The sequence below is a fragment of the Bacteroides sp. 11BF genome, assembly GCF_019633765.1.
Taxonomy (GTDB): Bacteria; Bacteroidota; Bacteroidia; order Bacteroidales; family Bacteroidaceae; genus Bacteroides; species Bacteroides hominis.
In genome coordinates, this window is sequence record NZ_JAFKPJ010000001.1 from 381,376 (window position 1) to 402,219 (window position 20,844).

General features: G+C 42.1%; 18 protein-coding genes. 9 read left to right on the plus strand and 9 right to left on the minus strand.

Going from position 1 to position 20,844, the window contains the following annotated elements; genetic code table 11:
* Positions 1–9: 9 nt before the first annotated feature.
* The 4 genes from JZY04_RS01630 to JZY04_RS01645 form a co-directional block, all read right to left on the minus strand.
* Complete coding sequence (locus JZY04_RS01630; protein ID WP_005809055.1) at positions 10–273, minus strand: hypothetical protein; 264 nt, start codon at positions 271–273, stop codon at positions 10–12.
* Positions 274–277: 4 nt separating this feature from the next.
* Entirely contained in the window at positions 278–643 is a 366-nt protein-coding gene (locus JZY04_RS01635) for a phage holin family protein (protein ID WP_005776444.1), read from the minus strand.
* A gap of 26 nt (positions 644–669) precedes the next feature.
* The gene (locus JZY04_RS01640) at positions 670–879 is read right to left on the minus strand and encodes a YtxH domain-containing protein (RefSeq protein WP_005776445.1); all 210 of its coding nucleotides are present in this window, start codon (positions 877–879) and stop codon (positions 670–672) included.
* A 392-nt stretch (positions 880–1,271) separates the two neighbouring features.
* The gene (locus JZY04_RS01645) at positions 1,272–2,555 is read right to left on the minus strand and encodes a DEAD/DEAH box helicase (RefSeq protein ID WP_044300496.1); all 1,284 of its coding nucleotides are present in this window, start codon (positions 2,553–2,555) and stop codon (positions 1,272–1,274) included.
* A 189-nt stretch (positions 2,556–2,744) separates the two neighbouring features.
* Here JZY04_RS01645 and JZY04_RS01650 point away from each other — a divergent pair, with 189 nt between their 5' ends.
* The gene (locus JZY04_RS01650) at positions 2,745–3,515 is read left to right on the plus strand and encodes an SDR family NAD(P)-dependent oxidoreductase (RefSeq protein WP_005776447.1); all 771 of its coding nucleotides are present in this window, start codon (positions 2,745–2,747) and stop codon (positions 3,513–3,515) included.
* 113 nt (positions 3,516–3,628) lie between these two features.
* Positions 3,629–4,126, plus strand: a complete 498-nt coding sequence (locus tag JZY04_RS01655) for an SPOR domain-containing protein (protein WP_005809050.1) — start codon at positions 3,629–3,631, stop codon at positions 4,124–4,126.
* Between the two features lie 99 nt (positions 4,127–4,225).
* Here the strand turns inward: JZY04_RS01655 and JZY04_RS01660 are convergent, their stop codons facing one another.
* Complete coding sequence (locus JZY04_RS01660) at positions 4,226–6,898, minus strand: glycoside hydrolase family 2 TIM barrel-domain containing protein (RefSeq protein WP_122142376.1); 2,673 nt, start codon at positions 6,896–6,898, stop codon at positions 4,226–4,228.
* Positions 6,899–7,629: 731 nt separating this feature from the next.
* Between JZY04_RS01660 and cysQ the strand changes: the two genes are divergently transcribed.
* The 7 genes from cysQ (at position 7,630) to JZY04_RS01695 (ending at position 15,194) form a co-directional block, all read left to right on the plus strand.
* Positions 7,630–8,448, plus strand: a complete 819-nt coding sequence (gene cysQ / locus JZY04_RS01665) for a 3'(2'),5'-bisphosphate nucleotidase CysQ (protein ID WP_122142375.1) — start codon at positions 7,630–7,632, stop codon at positions 8,446–8,448.
* A 20-nt stretch (positions 8,449–8,468) separates the two neighbouring features.
* Positions 8,469–10,025 (plus strand): SLC13 family permease, encoded by a 1,557-nt coding sequence (locus JZY04_RS01670; protein ID WP_005776452.1) that lies wholly within the window; start codon positions 8,469–8,471, stop codon positions 10,023–10,025.
* Positions 10,026–10,053: 28 nt separating this feature from the next.
* Entirely contained in the window at positions 10,054–10,662 is a 609-nt protein-coding gene (gene cysC / locus JZY04_RS01675) for an adenylyl-sulfate kinase (RefSeq protein ID WP_005776453.1), read from the plus strand.
* Between the two features lie 27 nt (positions 10,663–10,689).
* The gene (gene cysD, locus JZY04_RS01680) at positions 10,690–11,601 is read left to right on the plus strand and encodes a sulfate adenylyltransferase subunit CysD (protein WP_005776455.1); all 912 of its coding nucleotides are present in this window, start codon (positions 10,690–10,692) and stop codon (positions 11,599–11,601) included.
* An 11-nt stretch (positions 11,602–11,612) separates the two neighbouring features.
* Positions 11,613–13,043, plus strand: a complete 1,431-nt coding sequence (cysN, locus tag JZY04_RS01685; protein ID WP_005776456.1) for a sulfate adenylyltransferase subunit CysN — start codon at positions 11,613–11,615, stop codon at positions 13,041–13,043.
* A 66-nt stretch (positions 13,044–13,109) separates the two neighbouring features.
* Positions 13,110–14,216, plus strand: coding sequence for a sulfotransferase (locus JZY04_RS01690; RefSeq protein WP_005776457.1), 1,107 nt, complete (start codon positions 13,110–13,112; stop codon positions 14,214–14,216).
* 15 nt (positions 14,217–14,231) lie between these two features.
* Entirely contained in the window at positions 14,232–15,194 is a 963-nt protein-coding gene (locus JZY04_RS01695) for a PCMD domain-containing protein (RefSeq protein WP_005776458.1), read from the plus strand.
* A gap of 202 nt (positions 15,195–15,396) precedes the next feature.
* On the opposite strand, the gene JZY04_RS01700 is transcribed toward JZY04_RS01695, so the two are convergent.
* The 4 genes from JZY04_RS01700 to JZY04_RS01715 are packed head-to-tail and all read right to left on the minus strand — an operon-like array spanning position 15,397 to position 20,560.
* Complete coding sequence (locus JZY04_RS01700; protein WP_005776459.1) at positions 15,397–16,518, minus strand: OmpA family protein; 1,122 nt, start codon at positions 16,516–16,518, stop codon at positions 15,397–15,399.
* A 13-nt stretch (positions 16,519–16,531) separates the two neighbouring features.
* On the minus strand, positions 16,532–17,335 hold the full coding sequence (locus JZY04_RS01705; protein WP_005776460.1) for a YjbH domain-containing protein: 804 nt from the start codon (positions 17,333–17,335) through the stop codon (positions 16,532–16,534).
* Between the two features lie 50 nt (positions 17,336–17,385).
* A complete protein-coding gene (locus JZY04_RS01710) occupies positions 17,386–19,605 on the minus strand; it encodes a carboxypeptidase-like regulatory domain-containing protein (protein WP_181996347.1) in 2,220 nt (739 codons plus the stop codon).
* Between the two features lie 10 nt (positions 19,606–19,615).
* On the minus strand, positions 19,616–20,560 hold the full coding sequence (locus tag JZY04_RS01715; RefSeq protein ID WP_122142459.1) for a hypothetical protein: 945 nt from the start codon (positions 20,558–20,560) through the stop codon (positions 19,616–19,618).
* Positions 20,561–20,844: the final 284 nt, after the last annotated feature.

The following is a 20,844-nucleotide window of genomic DNA, read 5'->3' on the forward strand; positions in this document are numbered from 1 at the left end:
GGTGTTTTTTTAATATCTTTTCCGGAAAAGTCCGCGAACTTTGCGGATCATTTTCATGCCCAGCATGACGCCGTCAAAAATAGCCATGCCGGTATTGAAAGAACGCATCAGTGAGCTACCACCTGAAGCTGCAGGTGCAAGGGGGGCGAAAATCCGGCGGGTAGTATCTGCCATAGCTTGTTTCTGGTTGCGGATATCCTGCAATATTTCTTGTTTACGCTGAGCAATGTCTTCCAGCGTAATTTTTTGGGGAGTAGGTGTGCTGTTGTTCATTGCTTCATTTTTTATCGGGATCGTTGAGAAACAGGTTTGCAAGGAAATTTACCATTGGTGAAATGATAAGTTGCCTGCGAAAAAAATAAATGATGGCGATCAATATGATATTGATGCCTGCTATGATGCCGAAACTTACCATCAATCCACCTACTAATGGTTCAAGAATGTAAGCCAAGGCAAAAAGCAGATAAAACAGGGCTACCATACCTAAGATAGTAAGCACTAAAATCATAATTAACGTGGATAGGAGTATCGTTAATTTTTCCGTCAATTCCAGTTTGGTATACTCTTTTTGGAGCACAAGAAACTTCTTGAACTCAGCAAACAGTTGCTGGATATTTTCAATGCTTTTATCGTCTGTAAACATGATAGCTCTGTTTTGGTCTTGTTCATTTAGTCAATTACTTCACCTTTGATTTCGGCTGCAATTTCGTCAACGAGATTTTCCATTTCGTTACGATTCAACTTGATACCTTTTTTGCGAAGAATCTCTGCGATTTTGTGACGAGTATCTTCTCCTTTTTCAGGAGCAAATAAAATACCCAGGGCTGCGCCTACGGCTGCACCACCCAGAAAAGCTGCTAATACATTAAGTCCTTTCATAATCTTTTGTTTTTAAATGATCATATTACAAAGCTAACATTTTTATTGAAAACTTGTTCTATTTGCCCTAATTTTTTTAGAAAATAATACTCTGTTTAAAATCTGAAGCCCCTAAAGCGGGAGATTCGCTTCTTTGTGGGAATATTCGTATGGGAGATATATTTAATCAATAAAGAGTGTGTGTCGAAACTCACCACAACTCCGTGGTGAAAAGAGTTATGACGCACCTTCTTTATACTTTTATATGGAGTGTTTTCTTGGAGTTATAAATCTCCAAGATTTTTCTCATACCATGGGGCTGTGTATATGGCGCTTTTGGGTTCTATTCACCATTGGCTTGATTTATATATTTTGATGTGAAGGAGAATCACATCTGCCCTATTTCCAACGGATTATTTCCTTTTTTCTTGCTTATTAGAAGAAGGCTGGTTAGGCTTTTGTTTTTTCCGTCTCCAGAAGTCACCGTTCGCCCGACTTCCACGGTATACTTTGTTGGCTTTTGCTTTGACCTTAATCTCTTCTTGTTTTTCTTCCTGAGCTTTGGCGCCTTCGGCAGTGACAAACGGATGTTCTTTCACTACAGGAATGTTTTTCCCTATCAGTTTTTGAATGTCTTTCAGGTAGGGAAGTTCTTCTGATTCGCAGAAAGAGATGGCTACACCTTCATGTCCGGCACGTCCTGTCCGTCCGATGCGATGCACATAAGTTTCCGGTACATTGGGTAACTCATAATTGATCACGTGCGATAGCTGATCTACGTCGATGCCTCGTGCGGCGATATCGGTTGCTATCAAGGCGCGTAGGGTGTGATTCTTGAAGTTGGTCAAGGCCCGTTGGCGGGCATTCTGGGTTTTGTTGCCGTGAATCGCTTCTGCGCCGATGCCGGCTTTGTTCAATATACGTGCCAGTTTATCAGCTCCGTATTTGGTGCGTGTGAAAATAAGTACCGACTCGATAGAGGCGTCTTTCAGCAAGTGAATCAGCAGGTCTTTTTTTTCTTTTTTCTCGACAAAATAAACTTGTTGAGAGATGATATCCACAGTCGAAGAAGCCGGGGTTACCTCCACTTTTTCCGGTTTTGTCAACATTGAGTTTGCCAGTGTCTCTATTTCCGGTGGCATGGTAGCCGAGAAGAACAGAGTCTGTCTTTTCGTCGGAAGCAGTTTCAGGATACGTTTGATATCGTGGATAAATCCCATGTCAAGCATTCGGTCTGCTTCGTCCAAAACAAAAAAGTCAAGTGAATTCAAGGAAACGAATCCTTGTGATATCAAATCCAATAATCTGCCCGGAGTTGCAACCAATATCTGTATCCCCCCCCGTAAAGCGTCGGTCTGTGGTTTCTGTCCTACTCCGCCGAAAATAACGGCATGTTTCAGACCAGTGTAACGGCCATATGCTTCAAAACTTTCACCAATCTGTATCGCAAGTTCCCGGGTTGGTGTCAGCACTAATGCTTTGATCCCTTTGCGATGGTCCGTTTTATACAATTTTTGCAAGATAGGGATAGAAAAAGCCGCCGTTTTACCGGTGCCCGTCTGAGCGCAACCTAATAGATCTTTTCCTTGAAGTAAAATGGGGATTGACTGTTCTTGTATCGGGGTGGGAGAGGTGTAACCCTCTTGTCTTAAAGCCTTTAAAATAGGCTCTATCAAATTCAAATTTTCAAATGTCATGTACAATAATTGAATGAGCCTCTCGGCTCTGTTATGTTATATAGCACAAAGATAGGTCAATAGTAAGACGTAAATCCTTTTTTCTGTAATGCTTTAATCTTATTTAACTAAGGTGTAGGGCATATCATCGGAGGTTTAAGCGTACTTTTGTGTCTCATTATATGGGAAATCTAAATTAATATATGAGAAATGAAAGGTAAAATCGTTTTTATAACAGGAGCAAGCAGCGGTATTGGTGAAGGCTGTGCACGTAAGTTTGCTTCACAGGGTTCGGACTTGATCTTGAATGCCCGTAATGTGGCAAAGCTGGAAGAACTGAAAAAGGAACTGGAAACTAAATATGGGGTGCGTGTCTGTTTGTTGCCGTTTGATGTACGTGACCGCAAAGCGGCTTCCGCAGCATTGGCCTCTTTACCGGAAGAGTGGAAAAATATCGATGTGTTGGTGAATAACGCCGGTCTTGTGATTGGAGTGGACAAAGAGTTTGAAGGAAATTTGGACGAATGGGATATTATGATTGATACCAATATTAAGGCATTGTTGGCTATCACGCGTATGGTGGTTCCCGGAATGGTGGAGCGTAGCCGCGGACATATTATTAATATCGGTTCGATAGCCGGTGATGCAGCCTATCCCGGTGGAAGTGTGTATTGCGCTACTAAGGCTGCCGTCAAAGCACTTTCGGACGGTCTGCGGATCGATTTGGTAGATACTCCCCTGCGGGTTACGAATATAAAACCGGGAATGGTGGAAACTAATTTTACGGTCGTCCGTTATCGTGGAGATAAAGATGCTGCCGATGCTTTTTATAAGGGCATTCGTCCGCTGACCGGAGATGACATTGCTGAAACCGTTTATTATGCTGCTTCTGCCCCCGAGCATATACAGATAGCCGAGGTATTGGTGATGCCCACTTATCAGGCCACCGGTACGATTTCTTATAAGAAAAAGGATTGCTGAGATTTCTGAAAAGGTGTTTTTTAGGAAGATTGTTTTGTGGGGTGATAAAAATTCTATTATTTTGTCCCCTTCAAACAGTGGATACGAAATTATTAACTAAATGTGTATAGATTATGAAAAAATTAGTAGTATTAGGGATGGGCGTATGCGTTGCCTTGGCATTTGCTTCATGTAAATCCAGCGAAAGTGCTTATAAAAAGGCATACGAGAAAGCTAAACAACAGGAATTGGCTGAACCGCAGGTAGAAGCTCCCGTAGAGGTCACTCCGGTGGTTACTGCTCCGGTAGAAACTAAAAAAGCTGTTGATAATGCTGCAGGCGTTCGTCAGGAAAAGGTAACAGTGGTTTCAGGTGCCGATGGATTGAAAGATTATAGCGTAGTATGCGGTAGTTTTGGTTTGAAAGCAAATGCAGAAGGTCTGAAAGATTTTTTGGATAAAGAAGGTTATAATGCAACTATTGCTTTTAATGCTGAAACAGCCATGTATCGTGTGATTGTAAATACATTTGCCGATAGAGCTTCTGCTGCACAGGCACGTGATGCTTTCAAGGCTAAATATCCTAATAGAAAAGACTTCCAGGGTGCTTGGTTGTTATATAGAATCTATTAATAAAGAAATTCTTTTTGGTAATTTCGGGAGCAACAGATGTTTGCTCCCGGATAAAGGCAGTAACTGTGAAGTTACTGCCTTTTTCAAATAGTGATGTGATTATTTCTTTTCGCCGAACTCCTCCTGTTGCTGTTCTACTTCTTTCAGTTTCTCGGCATTCTTAGCTTTCTGCAATCTCTCTTTTTCCAGTTGTGTTTCTGACTTTAGAGTTAGACTGTTTGTTACTTGTCCGGTAAAGGCCGGAATAAATGCAGATTCTTCCTGACTGTAAATTTGAGGGAAGGTTTCCGGTTTACTTTCTAATTCTAATACGGCACTACTTGGCATTTGTGACCCTTCGAATAAAACACTGGCCGTGATTTTGATTTTGCCGGGTTTTAAAGTAGATTGAATCAGTACCGGAGCCGTTCCCCAACGAACAGATGCCGGGTTAGCCAAGTTATTTGCGCCGCCTAAGATACGTCCTTCACCTTCTACCTGGAATTTGATGGTATAGTTATTCAAACGTTTGATATTACCATTCTTGTCGGCAACGGCAGCTATAACAGTGACAAAGTCAGAACCATCTGCCTTCAGATCTACTCCTTCATTATCTATCCATAAGAGTAGTTTTTCCGGTCGTCGTGCCGGATAAACTTTATGCGTAGCTATTACTTTGCCGTCTATCAGCCCTTCTGCCAATAAGTATACGTCGGCCTGTTTGCCCTGGCGTGACAATGCTTTGTCTTGCATAAAGTCGTATGCGTCTTTGAAAGTAATGATGGGGTAAGGCATCCCTTCTTTCTCCGGGGTGCGGACATAGGTTTGTGTTTTTCCACCTTTGAGATAAGTAAGTCTCACTTCGTCGCAGTTAGAATAGACTGTGACATCTTTACCGGAGAACGGGGTCATTTCATGGGCGATATAAACCATCGGACCTGTCTTGAAAAGACGCTTCTCTTTCCGGGGAGATCGTTGGGACATAAACATATAGTAAGAATACTTGGGTTGTCGGAATACATCCATCACACCTCCGTAGAACGGATCGGGGTGATAACCGCGTTGATGGTCGAACGAATGCCATAAACAGCCTCCTATATGTTGCCGGGGGGTACGGTATAAAGCATCATAACTGGTGTATTTGTAAAGTGGGCAAGCATAATGTTGCGCTTGTATAAGCATGGCTTGTTCACCCCAGTTGCGTGCCACCCGGCTGGGAGAGTTGTGAGAATTCCAGTCATCCACATTATCACCCCATTCACGTGTGAAGTAAGTGATCTGTTTCTTTATATGGTTGGTTGAGTAGGCTCCTCCGTCTCCATTGAGCGGATGGGTGAAAAGTATCTGGAAATGCTCTTTTCCTTTGGCTTCACTATCACATCCGCTGTAACAATATGGATACGGATACTCTGCTTTTACTATATCATGTGCATTCTGGGCAAAGTCGGCCGGATACCAGGTTTCGTTCAGGATTGGTTCCCACATCCATACGCAGGGATGGTTACGGTCCCGTCGAACCATATTCCGGATGTCGCTGTATACCCGTTGCGCAAAGACAGAGGCATCGTTCCAGAATTGCCAGCCCGGTGTATTGACAATTACAAACAGTCCAAGTTCATCGCAAGCGTCCATGAAAGCCGGGTCTTGCGGGCAATGTGCATTACGAATTACTTTCATCCCTGCATCTCTCAGCTTTTTGGCATCGCGCCAGTGAATGCTGTTTGGCACTGCATTGCCCACTATCGCGAAGTCCTGATGGCGGTTAGCTCCTATCAATGGTGTTTCATAAGGCCTTCCGTTCAGCCAGAATCCGGCTTCTCCCTTGAATTCGATGCTGCGGATCCCGATTCGGCGGCGGTACCCGTCTATTACGTTGCCCTGTTCGTCACGAACGCGGACAATCAGATTGTATAGTGTAGGTGTCTCCGGGCTCCACAACATTGGATTTTTTACCGTCAGCTTATCAGATGAACTGACTGCCTTACCGGATTTGACACGAATGACGGAATTCAGAAAAGCTATTTGTTGTCCGTCCGGTTGTTGAAGCTCGTATTCGACGACTCCTTTAAAAGTTTTTTTTCCGGAGTTCCGAATCTGTATTTTGAGCAATACTTCGGCCGAGAGGTCCGATACATTGTCATAAGCGACAAATAATCCTCCGCCTGCTTCTTCGTTTTCATAATTCGGATCGGTAATGAATATCTGATTATGTGCCACCAGCCAGCAGTCCCGGTATATTCCTCCGAAATAAGTGAAGTCCAGCACTTCCTGTTGTTTTCCGGGGGGATAATTAGGGTCATTGCTATTGTCGGCCCATACGGCAATCAGATTGTCTTTGCCAAATTCCAGGGCATCTGTTACATCGACAACTGCAGGTAGATAACCTCCAAAGTGTTCGGATAGTAGTTTACCGTTTACATATATTTTACTTTTACCCATGATGGCTTCAAAGTGCAGAAATAATTTCTTGCCTTTCAAGGTTGCATCCGGTGTAAAATGTTTGCGATACCATACTTCACCTTGGTAATTAATACAGCCGCTGGCTTCAGTAGGCAAGTATTCGATGCCATGGGGCAAGGAAACTACCTCCCATGATCGATCGTTGAAATTAACAGCTTCGGCGCCAACGCAATTTCCTTTATAAAAGCGCCATGCAGGATTCATGGAATAGACCTCCCGACCGGAATCAGCCAGTCGGAAAAATCCGGCGGTGGAGAATTCTGGCTGATGCGCTTTAATGCATAGCGGAGATAAAAGTAGGCTAATAAATAGCAGAATAATACTTTTCTTCATTGTGGTAGGTTTTGATAATCAGTTATTGGTGTTTTCTTTTTTGATTTTAAATCTTAATAGGTTGGTTTCATAATCCTCGAGGAGTACGGCGTGAAGTTATTAAAAAAGTCTAATACTCGCAAGAGGCTTACAAACTCTTTATATAAATCATCTTTTAAGCTGTATAATTACCGTTCGTTATTTTCATATATTCAGATGGGAGAGTTGCTACTTGCTTAAATAGCAATTATCTTTTCCGAAACTATAAGATAAAGATTCTTTAGATAAAGAAGGCTGTATTGTACTATTTTGCTTATAACCAGTGATATGGCAGTGCTTGTTCTAAGCTTGGAAAAGACTTGGTTTAACATTGTGTTAAACCAAGTCTTTTGTGGGTAAATATCAAGTCTTTTTAATGCAAAAGGTTTGATGTTTGTGTATGGAAAGCAAATGATACAAAAGAGGAATTAACAATGTTAATTTGTACGCTCCGTCAGAGAAGTTGTTTGGAGCGTATGTTTTATCTTTGAAGCTTCTTTTTAGCACTGTCTGTGTCATATAAAAAATTGGAGGTATAGCTGAATAGTTTTTTTGATATGAAAGGTTTTTTAGGGTTTTGCCGGTTTCTACTAAAAGAAGTTATAATTAGCTATTTAAAAACTTTTTAAAGAGATAAAGTTTTTACTTTTGTGTCTCTATTTACCTGGGGATTTTACGCCTTGTCGGAAACAAGGTTTTAATTGCGTAATAAAATGGAACATAAATACTTATTTATTGCTGTTGATGCAGCCCTGAAAGCAGGAGAGGAGATATTGTCTATTTATACCGATCCGGCTTCGGACTTCGAAATAGAGCGGAAAGCTGACAATTCTCCTTTGACCATTGCTGACCGGAAAGCACATATAATAATTTCCACTATTTTGAATGAAACTCCTTTTCCTGTTCTGAGCGAAGAGGGGAGACATTTGGATTATGATACCCGTCGTAAGTGGGAAATGTTGTGGATTGTCGATCCTTTGGATGGTACGAAAGAATTTATCAAGCGAAACGGTGAATTTACAGTGAACATAGCTTTGGTGAAAGCGGGGGTTCCTATTATTGGAGTTATTTATCTGCCGGTGAAAAAAGAACTCTATTTTGCCGGTGAAGAGATCGGTGCTTATAAATTATCGGATATTACAGCTTTAGAGGATAATGCCACACTTGATAAATTGATTGCTGCTTCCGTACGGCTACCGCAGGGCGGTCGGCAAAATCAATTTGTGGTTGTTGCTTCCCGTTCACATCTGACTCCGGAGACAGAGGCATACATTGAAGCGTTGAAGCAGAAACACGGCGATGTGGAGTTGATATCCAGTGGCAGTTCTATTAAAATATGTTTGGTTGCTGAAGGTAAAGCGGATGTTTATCCTCGTTTTGCTCCTACTATGGAGTGGGATACTGCTGCTGGACATGCCATAGCACGTGCTGCGGGAATGGAGGTTTATCAGGCGGATAAAAAAGATGTTCCCTTGCAGTATAATAAAGAAAATTTGCTGAATCCTTGGTTTATTGTTGAGAAGAGAAGATAAACCATTAATTGTTTGCGTTTATGACATTTGAAATTGCGTTTGTGTTATTATCCTTATTGGGGATGGTTATTGCTTTGATTCTGGACAAGATGCGTCCCGGCATGATACTTTTTTCAGTAGTGGTGTTGTTTCTCTGTGCAGGTATTTTGACTCCGAAGGAGATGCTCGAGGGATTCAGTAATAAAGGGATGATAACCGTAGCCCTGCTTTTTTTGGTAAGTGAGGGTATCCGCCAGTCGGGAGCGTTGGGGCAGGTCATTAAAAAGTTGCTTCCTCAGAAGCGAACGACGGTATTCAGGGCACAATTGCGTTTATTACCTTCCGTTGCCTTTATTTCGGCTTTTTTGAATAATACCCCGGTTGTTGTTATTTTTGCTCCAATCATTAAACGATGGGCGCGTACCGTCCACTTACCTGCTACCAAATTCTTAATACCTCTTTCGTATGTGACTATATTGGGAGGTATTTGTACTTTGATCGGTACGTCTACCAACTTGGTTGTGCACGGAATGATACTGGAATCCGGACATGAAGGATTTACGATGTTTGAATTGGGTAAAGTGGGGATCTTTATTGCAATTGCCGGCATCATTTATCTGTTTGCTTTTTCTAAAAAGTTGCTCCCTGATGCACGTCCCGATACGGCCGTACCTGATGAGGAAATAGAAGAAGGAGATAAACTCCACCGGGTGGAAGCTGTGCTTGGTGCCCGTTTTCCGGGTATTAATAAAACGTTGGGTGAGTTTAATTTCAAGCGTCATTATGGTGCTGAGGTCAAAGAAATCAAGAAACGCAACGGACAGAGGTTCGTCAATAACCTGGAAGAGGTTGTTTTGCGTGAAGGTGATACATTGGTAGTGATGGCAGATGATACATTTATTCCTACTTGGGGAGAATCTTCCGTGTTTGTGTTGTTAGCCAACGGCAATGATAACGAACCTGTACCGGGAAAAGGGAAACGCTGGTTTGCATTGATTCTGTTGATTCTGATGATAGCAGGTGCTACTGTCGGAGAACTTCCAATAGTGAAGGAAATGTTTCCGGACATGAAACTGGATATGTTTTTCTTTGTTTCCGTTACTACTATTATCATGGCCTGGACTAAAATCTTCCCGGCACGCAAGTACACTAAATATATTTCGTGGGATATTTTGATAACGATCGCTTGTGCTTTTGCCATCAGTAAAGCAATGGTGAATTCGGGAGTGGCCGATAAGGTGGCAGAGTTCATAATCGGCATGAGCGATGATTACGGTCCCCATGTATTGCTGGCAGTTTTATTTATTATTACCAATCTGTTTACGGAACTGATTACAAACAATGCGGCCGCTGCGTTGGCTTTTCCGTTGGCTTTGTCGCTTTCAACCCAGTTGGGAGTCGATCCGATGCCGTTCTTTGTGGTCATTTGTATGGCTGCATCGGCCAGTTTCTCTACACCGATTGGTTATCAGACTAACCTGATCGTACAAGGTATCGGTAACTATAAGTTTATGGATTTTGTCCGTATCGGATTACCTTTAAATCTTATAACATTCCTGATTTCTATTTTCCTGATTCCTTTAATCTGGCCGTTTTAATGACTGAAACAACATCTAACATATTATAATGGAAGAAAATAATAACATATATCCAATATTCGACCGGATGCTGACCCGGCAGGATAAAGAAGGACTCCTGAGGCAGCATGGCGTGATGATTTGGTTTACCGGTCTGAGCGGATCGGGCAAAAGTACGATTGCAATTGCTTTGGAACGCGAATTGCATAAACGTGGATTGTTGTGCCGTATCCTGGACGGAGATAACATCCGTACGGGGATAAACAATAATTTAGGCTTTTCTGAAGCCGACAGGGTGGAAAATATTCGTCGTATAGCTGAGGTTTCCAAACTTTTTATTGATACCGGTATTATTACGATTGCTGCTTTTATCAGTCCTAATAATGATATCCGCGAGATGGCAGCCCGCATTATCGGGCAAGATGATTTTTTAGAAGTATTTGTCAGCACTCCGCTTGCCGAATGTGAGAAACGCGATGTGAAGGGGTTGTATGCCAAGGCCCGCAGAGGAGAAATAAAAAACTTTACCGGGATATCCGCTCCATTTGAGGCTCCGGAGCATCCGGCCTTGTCACTTGATACTTCAACACTTTCACTTGAAGAGTCAGTCAAGCGTCTGTTGGACATTGTATTGCCCCGTGTGAGCAGACATGAATAGAATATAGATGAAGAAATAATCATAACAATGAAAGAGGAATATAAATTAAGCCACTTAAAGGAACTCGAAGCCGAGTCCATTCACATTATCCGCGAAGTGGCGGCGGAGTTTGAGAATCCGGTTATGCTGTATAGCATCGGAAAGGATTCTTCGGTCATGGTACGCCTCGCCGAGAAAGCTTTCTATCCGGGCAAGGTGCCGTTTCCTTTAATGCACATCGATTCTAAATGGAAATTTAAGGAAATGATTCAGTTCCGTGATGAATATGCTAAAAAGTATGGTTGGAATCTGATTGTGGAAAGCAATATGGAAGCTTTTCATGCGGGAGTAGGACCGTTTACACATGGAAGTAAGGTACATACCGACCTGATGAAAACACAAGCTTTGCTGCGTGCACTCGATAAATATAAATTTGATGCCGCATTTGGCGGTGCCCGCCGTGATGAAGAAAAATCACGTGCCAAAGAGCGCATATTCTCTTTTCGTGATAAGTTTCATCAATGGGATCCTAAAAACCAGCGTCCGGAACTGTGGGATATTTACAATGCCCGCGTACATAAAGGTGAAAGCATACGTGTGTTTCCGTTGAGCAACTGGACCGAGCTGGATATCTGGCAATACATTCGCTTGGAGAATATTCCGATTGTACCATTGTATTATGCCAAGGAGCGTCCTGTGGTGCAGATGGACGGAAATCTGATTATGGCTGATGATGAGCGTCTGCCGGAGAAATATCGTGATCAGATTGAGATGAAAATGGTACGTTTCCGTACGTTGGGGTGCTGGCCGTTGACAGGTGCTGTCGAGAGCGAAGCCGACACCATTGAGAAGATTGTGGAAGAGATGATGACTACTACCAAGAGCGAACGTACAACCCGCGTTATTGATTTCGACCAGGAAGGTAGCATGGAACAGAAGAAGCGCGAAGGATATTTTTAAATATTACAACTATGGCAGATAAATTAGATATAAAAGCATTTCTGGATAAAGACGAACAGAAAGATTTGCTGCGTCTGTTGACGGCAGGTTCGGTAGACGATGGAAAGTCTACATTGATCGGGCGTCTGCTGTTCGATAGCAAGAAATTGTATGAAGACCAGCTCGATGCGCTGGAACGCGATAGTAAACGGTTGGGTAATGCAGGAGAACACATTGATTATGCTCTGTTGCTGGATGGGCTGAAGGCCGAACGCGAACAAGGCATTACGATTGATGTGGCCTATCGTTACTTCTCTACCAATAACCGCAAATTTATCATTGCTGACACTCCGGGGCACGAACAGTATACCCGTAATATGATAACCGGTGGTTCTACGGCCAATCTGGCTATTATTCTGGTAGATGCCCGCATGGGAGTGATCACTCAGACAAGACGTCATACCTTCCTGGTTTCTTTGTTGGGAATCAAGCATGTGGTGTTGGCAGTCAATAAGATGGACTTGGTCGATTTTTCGGAAGAGCGTTTCAACGAAATAGTAACAGAGTATAAAAAGTTTGTAGCTCCTCTGGGGATTCCTGACGTAACCTGCATTCCTCTTTCGGCACTCGATGGAGATAATGTGGTGGATAGGTCGGAAAGAACTCCGTGGTACGAAGGACTCTCCTTACTCGATTTTCTGGAAACGGTGCATATCGACAGTGATAATAATTTTGATGATTTCCGCTTTCCCGTACAATATGTACTTCGTCCGAATCTTGACTTCCGCGGATTTTGCGGTAAGGTGGCATCCGGTGTCATACGTAAAGGGGATAAAGTGATGGCTTTGCCTTCCGGTAAGGTATCTCATGTTAAGAGTATTGTTACTTTTGATGGTGAACAGGAGTATGCTTTTCCTCCACAGTCGGTTACACTGACACTTGAAGATGAAATAGATGTATCGAGAGGAGAAATGTTGGTTCATCCGGACAACCTGCCTATTGTAGACCGTAATTTTGAAGCGATGCTGGTGTGGATGGATGAAGAACCGATGGATGTCAACAAATCGTTCTTTATCAAACAGACAACGAACGTTAGCCGTACCCGTATTGATAGCATTAAGTATAAAGTGGATGTCAATACGATGGAACATTCATCTGTCCCTTTCCTTTCTTTGAACGAAATAGCACGTGTGGTGTTTACTACAGCCAAAGAGTTGTTCTTTGATCCGTATCAGAAGAATAAATCGTGTGGCTCGTTCATTCTGATTGATCCGATTACCAATAATACCAGTGCTGTGGGGATGATTATCGATCGGGTTGAAAGGAAAGACATGAATGCTTCTGATGATCTTCCGGTTCTGAACCTGCCAAAACTGGGCATAACGACTGAGCATTATGAAGCGATTGAAAAGGCTGTGAAATCGTTGAGTGAACAAGGTTTCGAAGTCAGAATAGAAAAGTAAATAATGATTCGATGTGCCGACGGGCTGGTTACGGCCTGTTGACACATTAACAACTAACACATTATTATGGGATTACTTGAATTTAATAAACTTCCTATAAATACTCTGGTGGGTGCAGACTGGCAAACATTTAAAGCTATTACGGGAGGAAGGGAGGTCGATGCGCCCTATAAAGGTAAATATCGTCTGACAAAGGCTGTTTGCCGTTTACTGTCTACTTTGGCTCCTCTTCAGGATAAGCGTTATGAGAAGATACTGGCAGATAAACCATTGGAGCATGATCCGGTTTTTATTCTTGGTCACTGGCGTAGTGGAACTACTTTTGTGCACAATGTTTTTTCATGCGATACACATTTCGGCTATAACACGACTTATCAAACCGTATTTCCACATTTAATGATGTGGGGCCAGCCGTTCTTCAAGAAAAATATGAGTTGGCTTATGCCGGATAAGCGTCCGACGGATAATATGGAACTGGCCGTCGATTTACCGCAGGAAGAAGAGTTCGCACTTGCCAATATGATGCCTTATACCTACTATAATTTCTGGTTCCTACCCAAATACCAGCAAGAATATGCTGATAAATATTTGCTTTTTGATGATATCAGCGAAGCTGAACTGAAGGTTTTTGAGGAGACATTTACCAAGTTGATCAAGATTTCTTTATGGAATACGCAAGGTACCCAGTTTCTCAGTAAGAATCCCCCTCATACAGGACGGGTGAAGGAGCTGGTAAAAATGTTCCCCAATGCGAAGTTTGTTTATCTGATGCGCAATCCGTATACAGTATTTGAATCTACACGGAGTTTCTTTACCAATACGATTCAGCCATTGAAATTACAGGATATTACTCCCGCCGAGTTGGAGGACAATATTCTTTCCATTTATGCTAAATTGTACCATAAATATGAAGCTGATAAGCAGTTCATTCCCAAGGGAAACCTGATGGAAGTGAAATTTGAGGATTTTGAGGCAGACGCTATGGGAATGACTGAGAATATTTACCATGCTTTGGATATTCCCGGATTCTCCGAAGCACGTGGTGCAATAGAAAAGTATGTGGGAGGTAAAAAAGGATATAAGAAAAACAAATATAAGTATGATGACCGTACTGTTCAGCTGGTGCAGGATCATTGGGATTTTGCACTGAAGCAATGGGATTATAGTTTATAAAAGAAAGGAGGAAAGATGATTCAGAAGACATATCGCTTATGGGTGGCAGGTCTGGTAACTTTGTGTTCTGCTCCTGCTGTGGCACAGCAGAAGGTGGAGATGTTCTCTTTTGGGAATATGGATCAGTGGGTGACACGTGAGATAAAAGAATCGGGTATTATTGGCGGAAATACCAAAAAAGTATATGCCATTGGACCTACGGAAACCATTGTAGGTGCGAAACCTTATACGAATAAAGGAGGGTCTCCATGGGCTACTTCTAACGTTATGGCACGTGTGTCAGGGATTACGAAGACCAATACTTCGGTGTTTCCTGAAGCAAGAGGAGATGGTTTTTGTGCACGTCTGGATACCCGTATGGAGAGTGTGAAAGTGCTCGGAATTGTAGATATCACAGTTCTGGCGGCAGGATCTATGTTTCTCGGGACAGTACATGAACCGATTAAAAGCACTAAGAATCCTAATAAAATGTTACAGATGGGAGTGCCGTTTACCGAACGTCCGTCAGCTATCCAGTTTGACTATAAAGTGAAAATGTCCGATCGTGAAAACCGCATACGGGCGACGGGATTCAGTAAGATAACAGACGTGCCGGGCAAGGATTTCCCTGCTGTTATTTTGTTGTTGCAGAAACGTTGGGAAGATGCCAAAGGGAATGTATATGCCAAACGTATCGGGACAATGGTGAACTATTATTATCATTCGACTGATTGGAAAAATGGTGCCACTTACAATATTATGTATGGCGATATAACTAATGATCCGGCATATAAGGCTCATATGATGCGTCTTCAGGCTTCTGAGTATTTTACGGTGAACAGTAAGGGGGAGAGTGTTCCAATCCATGAAGTGGCATGGGGAGAAGCTGACGATGTACCGACACATATGGTACTCCAGTTTACGTCCAGTCATGGTGGTGCATATATCGGATCGCCTGGAAACTCGCTCTATATTGACAATGTGAAGTTAGTATATTAGGACTCTGTCAGACGAAAAGGATAAGCGAAGATGTGTTCATGAATAATGGACACATCTTTTTTGTTAGTTTACATTGGAAGAAAATATTCCGGAGCGGGGAGTCATGACTTGACAAGGCAAGAAAAAAGGTACGTCTCAGCGACGTACCTTTTCAAAGTATAGAGCAATTTGTTTCCCGCTCTATTAGGAAATCGAAACCCTATTATTCTAAAATTACAACACGGTTCAGGAAGTTCTTGCCAAACATGTTGGCAGTTCCACCGAAACCGATGAGTTCCAGTTGATCTTTGCTTACGCCTTCTTTGATAAGAGCGTCATATACAGCTTGGGCACGTGCTTCAGATAGTTTCTGGTTCCACTTTGCACTACCGGTAGCTTCATCTGCATAGCCTGCCACTTTGTATTTCTTATCCGGATTAGCCTTCAGGATCTTAGCTGCCAACTGGATGTTAACCATGCCGTAGTCATCGATTTTAGATTTGCCAATCTGGAAGAAAACAGCACGGGGACCGGCTACTTCAACTTCTTTTACAACTTCTTTTGTTACAGGTTTCACGTTAGCCAGTGCGTTCTTAGCATCAGCCAAGTCAGACTGAGCTTTTGACAATTCACTTCTGTAACGATTCAACTCTTCGTTAATAGCACTTTGGTCTACCTGGGCACCACAAGATACGAATCTCTTACCTCCGAATGTGTAAGTAACACCTGCTGTCAGAGAAACAGCGCCATCCGTATGAGCTGAGCTATAGCGTCCGAATACGGAAGGGGAAACTTCTCCTCTTGCCTCTACATTAATGTCCAGGTATTTGTTGATGTTGAATTGTCCCATCAGACCAACAGAACCATTAATCAGTGCATCCAGTTTATCCTGGTTGCCATAAGCCTTGGCAAACGTAAGTCCCGGACCGGCAAACACTGATACGGTGAACAAACGGTCGGGGTTGTAGCCTCCGATGGCATTTGACAAATTGAACAATCCGTCGGCACGCAAAGTGAAGTACTTTTTATTCTTCATTTTGTTATATTCTCCTTCCGGCATGCCGTATTCGGAGTATAATGTGCTCCAGCATCCGGCTACCTGACCGCGGATACCCCAGATAGGGTTGAACAGTTTACCGACTGATGCATGGATCAGCGGAGTTATGGCATGTCCGAAGCCATAATCAAAGTTGTCAGGGTTTACACATCCCTGTGCTCCCACACCCACACTGATAAAGATATTATCTTTAGCTTTCTCGCTATAATAATGCTCTTTGGTCTGGGCTGAGGCGGAGATGGCTGCGCCTGTCAACAGTAAAGACAATATTGCTATTCTACTTTTCATGTTATTTCATTTTTTATTTTAACTCTTTGTTTCGTTTTTGCTTTTTTATTCCATTTTTCCCGGACAAGCGGAACTGGAGTGTCAATCCTCCCGTAACGTACTTCATCTTTTGTAATTCCACTTGTGCGTGTAGATGGTTGAAAAGCAAATAGGTGGCACCTAACGCAAAATCTTTCGAATCATATTCGGCAATCAATCTCAATTGCGGATGGAAAGACGGATTGTAGCTGATACCTGCCGCGATCCCATTCAGTTTGTATTCTATCCGTTTGTTATAAAGGTAGGAGAGGTGTACTCCTATTGTCTCTGATCCCAATCGGATATGTTTGGTGGCTGCGACATAGAAACGGCTGAAATATCCGTTACCTTCGGTCGGGGCAACAACTCCGTCACCGGACGAGGTAAAAGGATCGGAGGTTCCTATTACCACAGCGGGCATGTATTTCCAGAACTGTCCCTCTTTCAATGCTCGTAATCTGAGAGAAAAATACCGGTCCTGATTGGTGAACCCTGAGTAACCATAAGGCTTTAATCCAAGAGCTTCTGCCTTGAACAAAGTACAAGTATATGCCACTTCCATCCAAGGTAGAATGGTTACATTCAGGTAGTAATTGTACGTATGATAATACCACGTCGGAGGAGTTATCTCCTTATTCATAAAGTTAGCACCCAGCATCACTGTTTTATCCTTTTGCATCTCTGCCGAAGGGGCATGCAGTAATCCCGTAGTACCGTAGGTCAATTGAGCCGAAAGCATAAAGGGTATAGCTATAAATAGCGATACGATGAAGATTCGTTTTAAATTTATTGTATACATTCTCTACGCTTTCGGTTCAATGATTTCAATTACTACATTTATTTTCTCGATTATTCAGAGATGATGATACCACCACCGGCATTCAGATCATCACCGTGTCCGTGACCATGTCCGTGACCGATTGCTTCTATAGTTTCCACTACTACTGAAGAAACCTTGCTGATTGTAACTGTAGCTGTTTTCTTTTCAATAGCTTTAGTCGCTTTGTTGTAAACGGCAAACGGTAATGTATAAGTCGTTTTGATAACGTTTCTTGTTACCTTGAAACCGGTCAACTGTGTGTAAGCAGGCACTTCCAGTTCGTATGTGAATTTTTTATCTGTAAAGGCTGCTCCCGGAGTAACATTAGCGTTGTCATCTTTAATAGCTTCTTCCAAAGCAGCAGCAACCATCTTGATGGTGGTTGAGGTCAAAGAAGAATGAGCTTTCTTAACGATTTCTTCTACAGAAGCACCGTTTTCGCACTTGATGCCACCTTTCCAGTTGATTTCCATTTTTACTTTAGCTGTTTCACCTTCAGTGTAGCATGCCTTATCAAAATTCATAGTGTCTAATGCAGCTTCTGCATCAGCTTGGCTGTCAGCTTCTTCGAAACCGAATTTAAACTTAGAGAAGTGGTGAACATTGCCTACAAATACACCATTCTGATAAGTTGCGTAGTTTTCTTCGGCTTCCCAAGTGCTGGTCTTTTCGTTGAAGTAGAGAGTAGCCAGTGCAACTTCAGGAGTTTCTCCCTGAGCAACAACAACTGCAGGTGTGAACTTCACTTCCATCGGAGTAACGAAGATAGTACCGGTAGGAGTACCGTCATATTCACGGATAGAAGCACCTTCCTTACCTTCGTCGGTGCGGCTGATGTTCAGAGTACTTGCTACGCCGCTTGTGAAGATAACCACTGTGTTGGCCGGAAGAACAATTTCGTCAGTAACTGTTTCTTCTTTGTCGTTATTGGTATCGATCACTTTAGATTCCAGTTTGAAAGTAGTTTCTTTTTCGATCGGAAGAACTGCTACTTTATCGATTTCTGTCAAAGTTCCGTTAGCGATGTATTTCTCCATGGTGTTAACCACTTGCTCTGCTTGTGCCGGAGTGATCTTGATATCCGATCCTGCAGCTTCCAATACCTTGTTGATTGATTCTTCTACTGCAGACTTGCTCGGTACTTTTTCACCTTCTGCTTTTTCCGGAGCAGCTTCTACAGCATTTTCTGTTGGAATTTCAATTTCTACATTACCGCCGATAAATACATTATCGTCATCAGCAGGTTTTTCTGTGTCAGGTTTCAGAATCAGTGTAACGTTGACTACGGTGTTAGATACCTGACCATTACCTTCCGGTGCAATAAATGCGGTATATACATAAATTTTATAGCTATTGTGACGGATTGTTACAGTTGCTTTAGTCAGCCCTTTTATCTTGTCGGCTGGAATTTCGAACTTATAAAAACCGTTGGAAGCAGTTGCGACAGTTTCATATCCTGAAAGGTTTAGTGTAACTTCAGCCTTGGTTACCATACCACCATCTTGATTATAGATGTTTCCTGACAGATAATATTTAGGAGCAATCTCTACTTCGTTTTTCTGCATAGAAACGGTTACCGGAGTTTTTGCAATGAAAATACCTTCGCCTTCCGGACCTGTTACTTCACTGATGGCAACATTGGCAGTAGTCGGTTTGTATCCGTCAGCAGTAATATAGATTGTATGCTGACCCAGACTTACGTTAGACATTGTGAATTTGTTACCGTTCTGGATGGTTGCTGTCAGTACCCCCGGAATGGTTGCAGCTTTAATAGCTACGGCTTCACCGCTTTCTGCATCAAATACGGAACCTTCAATCTGATATTCTACATCCATTGTCGGTTTTGTTTCTTTGCCTTTTTCCATTCTGGCATCAATCGTATAGGCAACGATAGAACCATTTTCCTGTTTGGTAACAAATACAGAGCTTGTCACTGTTTTGTAGCCGCTCTTTGCAAAAGTCACTACGTTGGTTTCTCCTACTTTGGCTTCCAAAGCATACTTACCGTCTGCGGCGGTGGTCATTGACTTTGAGTTTGTAACATTGGTTACCGTTACACCATCCATCACAGCATTGCTTTCAGCATCTGCAACAATACCTGCAACTTGATATGTTGTTGCTGTAGGCTCGGTCACTTTAGGTACATCAATCTCATCTTTTTCGTAGCAACTTGCGAACATACCGCACATTGCTAACAGGGTTAACGCTAATTTAGCGCTACTACCGAAAAATTTACTTTTCATTTTCATCTCAATAAAATTAAAAATTTAATAACTCAGATTTTACAAAATATGGATTAAAACTATTATTCTTCATTATGTTGTCATCGGGTGCCGGCCGATAAATTTTATAGTAATATTGTTCATTTCCTGCATTATAGGACATTCCCATATTGTTGGAGGGTGTGATCCGGGGGATATATCCTTTACGTTTATATCGGTAAGGAGGTAAGGCTATCTGGAAACGGAAACCTCCATTGGCTTTTACATTCTTGGCTTTCATGGCATAAAAGCCGATAGAGGCATAACGAAAATGCCGGATTGCTTCTACTCTGACCGCCTTTTCTTGCAGTAGATATTGTTCCACTCTTGCATTTAGTTCTACATTATAGCGGGGCCAATAGAAACTTCCTCCCAATGACCATGTTGTACGCATCTTTGTGCCGTAGTGCATGGTAAAACCTTCCCAATATCCGGTTCCGGTATATCCTATACGTCCTTCTACGCTGAAACGTTCATCGTTGAAATGATGAATCAGATTGAAATCAATGCCATATCGGCTATTATTAAAATTACCTACAGACAGTGTTGCCCATAAGTTATAAGGTAAACGAACCGTTTGTGATAGTTCAAGGAAACCCGGATGCACTTTATCGTATCTGCTGGCATATCCGTCATTGTATACCGGAATCACCATTTGAGCGGTGAATTTCATCCCTCTCCATAAAGAGACTTCTATGGCGGGTGATAAATTGAAAAGTACTTGATAGATTTGCGTTATTACCAGATTTTTTAGTGATAATTCCGGATATATTGTGATATCTACTTTATACAAAGAGCTATTCTTTTTTTTATTCCTTTTTACTTTGTTCCAGCTATTTCCAAGATTATAGCTGACTTCCCAGTCTTGTTTGCTAATATCTATGGTACTGTCTTTTGTAGATGGCTGATAATAAAGAGAAATCTGAGGAACGTTGTTATTCAAAACGATAATTCGACATGGCTTTCTTTCGGGAAATCGATATATGGGTTTGCATAATATGGTTTTGCTTGCTGTTTGATTGTCTGTCATTGATATATAGTGTTTTATGTAAATGTCGCTTTTGCCTGGTTTATTATGATTTTGATTGATCTTTACTTTCATGAAGTATATATGTTACCGAGCTGGCACTTTAATTAAGACTCATAAAGAATCTTTGTGAAATTGATAAGTAATTAGAAAACAGAGATTTATTTGAGTTTCGTAGGCAGATATCGTTTAATCATTTT

Excerpts from the sequence above, each read along its gene's own strand:
- JZY04_RS01630 (WP_005809055.1), bottom strand. The coding sequence starts at position 273 with ATGAACAACAGCACACCTACTCCCCAAAAAATTACGCTGGAAGACATT.
- JZY04_RS01635 (WP_005776444.1), bottom strand. The coding sequence starts at position 643 with ATGTTTACAGACGATAAAAGCATTGAAAATATCCAGCAACTGTTTGCT.
- JZY04_RS01640 (WP_005776445.1), bottom strand. The coding sequence starts at position 879 with ATGAAAGGACTTAATGTATTAGCAGCTTTTCTGGGTGGTGCAGCCGTA.
- JZY04_RS01645 (WP_044300496.1), bottom strand. The coding sequence starts at position 2,555 with ATGACATTTGAAAATTTGAATTTGATAGAGCCTATTTTAAAGGCTTTA.
- JZY04_RS01650 (WP_005776447.1), top strand. The coding sequence starts at position 2,745 with ATGAAAGGTAAAATCGTTTTTATAACAGGAGCAAGCAGCGGTATTGGT.
- JZY04_RS01655 (WP_005809050.1), top strand. The coding sequence starts at position 3,629 with ATGAAAAAATTAGTAGTATTAGGGATGGGCGTATGCGTTGCCTTGGCA.
- JZY04_RS01660 (WP_122142376.1), bottom strand. The coding sequence starts at position 6,898 with ATGAAGAAAAGTATTATTCTGCTATTTATTAGCCTACTTTTATCTCCG.
- cysQ (WP_122142375.1), top strand. The coding sequence starts at position 7,630 with ATGGAACATAAATACTTATTTATTGCTGTTGATGCAGCCCTGAAAGCA.
- JZY04_RS01670 (WP_005776452.1), top strand. The coding sequence starts at position 8,469 with ATGACATTTGAAATTGCGTTTGTGTTATTATCCTTATTGGGGATGGTT.
- cysC (WP_005776453.1), top strand. The coding sequence starts at position 10,054 with ATGGAAGAAAATAATAACATATATCCAATATTCGACCGGATGCTGACC.
- cysD (WP_005776455.1), top strand. The coding sequence starts at position 10,690 with ATGAAAGAGGAATATAAATTAAGCCACTTAAAGGAACTCGAAGCCGAG.
- cysN (WP_005776456.1), top strand. The coding sequence starts at position 11,613 with ATGGCAGATAAATTAGATATAAAAGCATTTCTGGATAAAGACGAACAG.
- JZY04_RS01690 (WP_005776457.1), top strand. The coding sequence starts at position 13,110 with ATGGGATTACTTGAATTTAATAAACTTCCTATAAATACTCTGGTGGGT.
- JZY04_RS01695 (WP_005776458.1), top strand. The coding sequence starts at position 14,232 with ATGATTCAGAAGACATATCGCTTATGGGTGGCAGGTCTGGTAACTTTG.
- JZY04_RS01700 (WP_005776459.1), bottom strand. The coding sequence starts at position 16,518 with ATGAAAAGTAGAATAGCAATATTGTCTTTACTGTTGACAGGCGCAGCC.
- JZY04_RS01705 (WP_005776460.1), bottom strand. The coding sequence starts at position 17,335 with ATGTATACAATAAATTTAAAACGAATCTTCATCGTATCGCTATTTATA.
- JZY04_RS01710 (WP_181996347.1), bottom strand. The coding sequence starts at position 19,605 with ATGAAAATGAAAAGTAAATTTTTCGGTAGTAGCGCTAAATTAGCGTTA.